Source organism: Zavarzinella formosa DSM 19928 (genome assembly GCF_000255705.1).
Lineage (GTDB): Bacteria > Planctomycetota > Planctomycetia > Gemmatales > Gemmataceae > Zavarzinella > Zavarzinella formosa.
Window position 1 is genome coordinate 1 of record NZ_JH636459.1, and the last position, 5,787, is coordinate 5,787.

At 59.0% G+C, this 5,787-nt stretch carries 7 protein-coding genes; 4 read left to right on the top strand and 3 right to left on the bottom strand.

Translation table 11 applies throughout. From position 1 onward, the window contains the following. From BGIM_RS56525 to BGIM_RS0147270, 3 genes are all read left to right on the top strand, one after another. A partial coding sequence (locus BGIM_RS56525; protein WP_040892466.1) for a hypothetical protein occupies positions 1 to 414 on the top strand: 414 nt, incomplete at its 5' end. Next, positions 411 to 1,016, top strand: coding sequence for a hypothetical protein (locus tag BGIM_RS0147265; protein WP_020476550.1), 606 nt, complete (start codon positions 411 to 413; stop codon positions 1,014 to 1,016). The genes BGIM_RS56525 and BGIM_RS0147265, both read left to right, overlap by 4 nt. A gap of 80 nt (positions 1,017 to 1,096) precedes the next feature. Next, complete coding sequence (locus BGIM_RS0147270) at positions 1,097 to 1,372, top strand: hypothetical protein (RefSeq protein ID WP_020476551.1); 276 nt, start codon at positions 1,097 to 1,099, stop codon at positions 1,370 to 1,372. A 649-nt stretch (positions 1,373 to 2,021) separates the two neighbouring features. Here the strand turns inward: BGIM_RS0147270 and BGIM_RS0147280 are convergent. From BGIM_RS0147280 to BGIM_RS64485, 3 genes are all read right to left on the bottom strand, one after another. After that, a complete protein-coding gene (locus BGIM_RS0147280) occupies positions 2,022 to 2,192 on the bottom strand; it encodes a hypothetical protein (RefSeq protein WP_162136367.1) in 171 nt (56 codons plus the stop codon). Between the two features lie 559 nt (positions 2,193 to 2,751). Next, positions 2,752 to 3,636, bottom strand: a complete 885-nt coding sequence (locus BGIM_RS56530; protein ID WP_052640296.1) for an alpha/beta fold hydrolase — start codon at positions 3,634 to 3,636, stop codon at positions 2,752 to 2,754. Then, positions 3,606 to 3,755, bottom strand: coding sequence for a hypothetical protein (locus BGIM_RS64485; RefSeq protein ID WP_157370007.1), 150 nt, complete (start codon positions 3,753 to 3,755; stop codon positions 3,606 to 3,608). The genes BGIM_RS56530 and BGIM_RS64485 overlap by 31 nt, the downstream gene beginning before the upstream one ends. Positions 3,756 to 4,681: 926 nt before the next feature. On the opposite strand from BGIM_RS64485, the gene BGIM_RS56535 reads away from it, so the two are divergent. Beyond that, positions 4,682 to 5,787, top strand: a 1,106-nt coding sequence (locus BGIM_RS56535; RefSeq protein ID WP_193789105.1) for a hypothetical protein, incomplete at its 3' end; no start/stop codon positions are given.

The following is a 5,787-nucleotide window of genomic DNA, read 5'->3' on the forward strand; positions in this document are numbered from 1 at the left end:
CACGGCGGCCCGGTCGTCTTGGAAATTGTCCTGGCCGTCGTCGGCGAGAAATTATTTTCAGAACGACAGCCGCTTTGCGGCATGGCCGGCCATCCCTATGCCGGCGTTCGTCGTCGGCTGCTCGTCCGTCAATTGATCGCCGCAATGCGGGCCACAACCTTCGACGAACTGCTCGAACTCATCCGGGCCAGCCGGGAGGCCGCGAAGATCGACCTGTCGCAGCGGTGGATTCCCGCCGTGATGCAACCGCCGGATTTGGATTTGGAGATCACGGTGCGACGACTCGCGGAACATGGCCGCCGAAAATCCGCCGGGAAGAATGACCGGTCCGATCCGGCGCCAAAGGACGTGACGGAACCCGTGAAATTCTTCCTCCCCGCGTTTGAATTCAACCCCCGAGGAACCGGATCATGAAAGCCAAACCCGACCCGTCTGTGAAAAAGCCCCCGTTGTCACGGACGCCGGATCCCAAGCCTGACGGGTCCAACCCGGATTCGGGGAACATCTCCGGCACGACGAATCGGTCGCCGACGGTCGAAGCACCCGGTTTGACACCCGACGCAGGCAACGTCCCCGAGAATGCCGACCGATCCCCCGTCGTGCCGCCGACGCCGTCCGAACGGGAGCGTCAGCGGGCGAACCAGGAGGCCGCCCACAAGGCCGAGACCATCATGACCGGCTTCTATCCCATGTGCCTGGCGATGGCCCTGTCGAGTGGAGGCGGGGCATACACGGCCCATGACTGCCTGGTCTATCTCGAACGCCAGATGGCCGAATACGGACACCCGGACAGCCCTGTCTGCCGGATGCTGATCGAGCAACTGGCGATGGCCCATCACCAAGCCGCCCAACTGCACGCCCGGGCCGCGGCCGCCGCGGAGAATGAAACCATCAAGATCTTGAGCGCGGCCGCGGCCCGGTTGCACGCGGAGTGCCGCCGGACGGCCGTGGTTCTCGACGAACTACTTCGACGAGAACCCGTGAAGCCAAAACTCAAGATCGCCCGAACCGGATGATCCGGCTCGGTAGCCGGATAGGGTTCCATTTTTTTGTTTGCCTGACAGCGAACTGACAAGTAACGGGGAGAATTGCTTCAATGCCCAGTGAGAAACGTGTGCAGGCCGGCAAGCTTAACCGGCGGCTTCGGGGGAAACTGACGCCCGATGGCCGAAAAACACTCCGGGAATCGGCGTTGAGACATCAGCCGTGGAAATTATCGACCGGTCCGAAGACCATCGCCGGAAAGGCCCGGTCGGCCGCCAATGGCAAGACCCGGCAGGCCGGGGCGATGAGCGTCCGCGAGATGAGGGCTGAAGTGGCGGAGATCAACTCACTCATCGAAGAGATGCGTCAGACCCGGCGGGATTTGTGACGCGTGTCTGGCATCCGTCAAATGCAAGGCGGAGGGCCGTTGATCACTGGTCCGATGTCACGGAGATGGCTGCCGATCCTCCCGGCCACCCGCCGCACTTCCTGTCTCCGCACGCTTGGTCAAGGCAAAGATCGTTGCGAGATGACACTTCACTAATCTTGTGACGGGGCCGGTCGATGGAAGAAAGCAGCCGGACACAAGTCAGTGCCTCAGAAGTTTTGTTTGGGCCGGTTTCCATGTCGGTCAGCTCAAACCTGGCATTGATTGTCCTTGCCGGCGATCACCTCCGGCGCGTTCCGCACGGAACTGTGGGAGAGATCAAACAAGACGCTCTCCAATGGTCGGATAGAATTCAATTCGCAGATCGATGGCGCCTCGTCGGTTTTCCACTGAGTTCAAGCAACCACCACTATTCGTCTGTCTCAACGGTCTTCTTTGGCTGGAGCGGTTTCTCCCTGGCAGTTTCAATGCTTGTGTGGAGAACGATGACAAGACTTGCTGGTTGTGCCCAAACCGCGTCTCCCCCATGGGTTCGTGTGCCCCTCGGCCTGGTTTTTCCCGTTTCGGCTGTCATCATCACCCATTCCCATTGCCTATTTTTCACGTTGAGCGGGTTGCGTCGTCGATCAATGACTCACATGCCGGTTTTTCACTTCTTCACCCCGGAGCGGGCGAACCAGTCGTCAAACCGCGTGGAGCCGAGGCGAGGATTGTCTCCCGGTGCGATCCCGCGGCTGTCCAGCGCCGCCCCGGAGTAGAGGGCTTGCGGGTCCGCGATCACCATCCGAGTGCTTTCGCTTGCGGCCAGAAATCGTTGCACGAACGCGGCCCACGGGGACGGCGCCGCCACTCTCGCCGGCATATCATTAGCCGGAACAGCCGACGTGTGTCACTTGTGCATCCTGGCGAAGAATCAATCCAGTTATTTCGGAGAGCATGGTGCCGGCCATGACTTCACGCTCACGATTTCCTGATGCCCGCGGACGGAGGATGAGAACGAAGGTTGATTGACAGATATCTTTAATTGACCTGACAATGGGATCAAGGGATGTGGCGCGATCGCGGAGGAGAGAGCGGGTCGGATCTGCCAACTATTGACCTGGGCCGCCGACAGACGGGCGATTGAAAATGGAACAAATGGCCTGGTTATTGAGGGACGCCACCGAACTAGCAGAAATTCGGGATCGACACGACTTTTGGCAATCCGGCTCCGGACGGAGGTTGATCGCCCTCGAATCAATGAACCGACTCCGCAAGCCCCGATCACGGTGACCGGCGACGGGCAACTTTCCCCAAGGGTATATGACGGCTGGTGAGGGCTTGAAGATCGACCTCAAAGTGTCTTCTTGGAAATCGGTTTCCCGTCCTTGGCGGGCTTCCTAGTCAGGACTGATCTCCGCGACGTGGACATTGACGGGCGAAAGGGCTTTGTCACCGAGGTGACGTTCGAGAAAACTTTCAATGGCCCGGCCGAATTCCTCATGGGAGGACAGCAGTCCAAAATGGCCGGCAGGTGACAAGGTGACGAGTTCTCCGCTGGATATGCCGTCTTTGAGCATTCGGCTGGCCTCGGGCTTGCACACCTTGTCCTTGTCGCCGGACACGACCAGCACCGGAATCTTGATTTGAGAAAGGGCCTCCGTGGCGTCATAGCGGAGCATTCCCAGCATGCCGCGGGCATAGGTGGCGGGCCAGACTTGGAAAACATATCGGCTGACGAATTCAACCTGACCCCAAGTTCCGGCTTTGGAGAACGAGTCCTTGTAAGTTGACCGATGCATGCTTCCGTTCAAATAGCTCAACACGTTCATTATCCAAACCATGGGTGACAAACCGATCATCGCATAAGCCATCGGCGTCAAAACCAAATTCTGGATCGGCGTCAGGATGGCGATGCCTTCGGTCGTCTTCACGGGGTTTGTGGGCGTGGTGTGGACAAGCGCCAGTCCGCTCACCCGCGCCCCAAGTTCTTGCGGATAATTCTTGGCAAAGTTCAGGGTGATCATTCCCCCGATGCTATGACCCGCCAATACCACCGGAGCGGGGCCTCCGGCCTCGTCCAACACCGACTTCAGATCGGCCGCTAACTTGTCGAGCGAAAAGTTGTGATCATCCGGACTTCGAGATTTCCCCAAGCCAGGCAAGTCCCAGCAGACCAGCCGATAACGACCGGCCAGCTGTCGTCGGAGATAAAACCATTCGGTTGTGGAAGCACCCCACCCATGTGTGAGGATCACCGTCGGTCCGTCCGGCTGGCCGGACACTTCGACCTGTAGTTCTGATCCGTCAGGACGGGATATCCGTTGAACAGGTCCGTGCCGTTCATGTCGCGGGTCATCGACTCGGTGGGGAAGAACCAGCCAATAAAACAGTCGTCCGCCACCCACACCCGTGAAACTCAGAATCATGGCCCCGACGAAGCAGGCCGTGGCCAGATCAAATCCCGGTTTCCAAGCCGATATTCGGCCGATAACAGTTGACGTCGCCGATGCCTCGTGGATCGGTATCCCGTCAGCTGAGGCAACTACGACCTCTGAGGAAGGCTCGGGCAAACGATGATACCACTCACGAACGAGCAATACGATTGCAACGCACATGGCGAGGCTGATGAGACCGCCAATCCACATCCTGAATATTCCGAAAAGCATGTCCTTTTCCTTGGTTAAATTGTCGGGACATGCCTCTCGTGAGACTGACATCCCGCGGAGTCGGCAGGCCTTGACGTGGCAAACATCATGCCGTTGAACTCACTTTCCCAAGAAGACGGTAAGATACTGCCGACATGCGGTTCATGAGTCAGTTTTTTGTGTGGCGATTTGAAAGTTGTCTCATTGGTTGCCTGATATTGGACACTCATTCACATTGCACCATCTCTGCCGATCCGCTATGGTGAACTCGCGGACACCGGACCCAAAAGCCGGGCGCGTCCGTCAGGCCGGGGGAGTTGCGAGTCCTCGCTCCGGCCGTTTACCTCTCAAACCACTTCAATCATGTCGGGAACTTCCCGACAACATGTGGGAATTTTGGTGACTTCGCCAACCCAAGCCCAAGCCTGTTTGCCTCCCCCGCCGGTCTCCTTGCGGTTCCTTTGTGAACACTAACCCGGGCATGAAGTCGGATCTTGATTGCGATAGGCCTTCGAAAATTCATCTCGCATGCCCGGTCATCGTGTGGTAACCAATCTCCGAAGGCTGACAACGACGGGCAGACGGCCGTACATTGGCCACTTCACACCCCGCATTAGTCCCAGACTCCACTATTTCGAGCCGCCCCTGATTAGGTATTGCTGAATTCATCGGAGATCGCATCGTGTTCCAGCCTTTCGCCCGCTTGTCGGGACTCGGTTCCACGAACCGCCGCCCCCGCCTCCCGTACGCCCTAGAACAACTGGAGGGCCGGATCGTGCCGGCCACCGCCTCGTTCGCCAACGGGGTGCTGACCGTCACCGCCACAACCAACGGCGATGTGATCGGATTCACTTCCCCGTCGGGCGACCCCGTGATCGGCGCCACCGCCATTACCTCCAACGGCTCAACCATCTTTGATTCAGGGGCGACCCGTCAGGTTCCGTCTGCCATCGTGGTCAAGATGAACTCCGTGAACATCGCCACCCTAAATGTGTCCGCCTACGTCTACGGCAGTCTCACCGTGACGGGGGCCAAAACAGATTCCACCGTCACGTTCAGCAATTCCCCGCGTATCCTTGGCAACTTCACTTATTCCGCGGCCTCCCCGACGGTCGCGGCCGCCGACACGATCACCTGGGGCGGGGCCGGCACCACCGGTTCGCGGGTGAACGGGAACATGACCCTGACGCTGGGAGGCGGGGCCAATTCCGTCTCGATCAACGCCGGAACCGTGCAGGGGAATTTGAAAATCACCGGAGGTGCCTCCTCGGACATTGTGACCGTCGGCACGTCTTCGTCGTCCGGCCAGTTTCATGTGCTGGGAACGTCCGCGATCAGTCTCGGCAACGGCTTTAATTCACTGACTGGAAACCTCGGGGGTTTCGCTTCCGACGGCGGGTTCTCTTATGCCGGGGGAACGAACTCGGACACGGTCGATTTTGTGTCACACACCTCCGTCCTGTCAACCGGCGGGAACGCAGCCATTAACATGGGCGCCGGTGGCGTCGATTCAAACTTTCTTTACCTTTACAAGCCGGCCGTCGGCGGTTCGCTGACGCTGACGGGCGGGGCGGCCGGTGATCGGTTTTATGTTTCGGGGGGCATGACGGTCGGAACAACCCTTAGCCTCCTGCCCGGCAACGGGACTAACGAGATCGACTTGGGCAACACAAACGGCGGCTCCGTACCGACGGGTCCGGTGAACATCGGAAGCGGCGTAGTTTATCAGGGGGGAACCGGGGACGACGATTTCAAAATGCCCGCCGGTTATGTTGGAAAAGGGCTGAG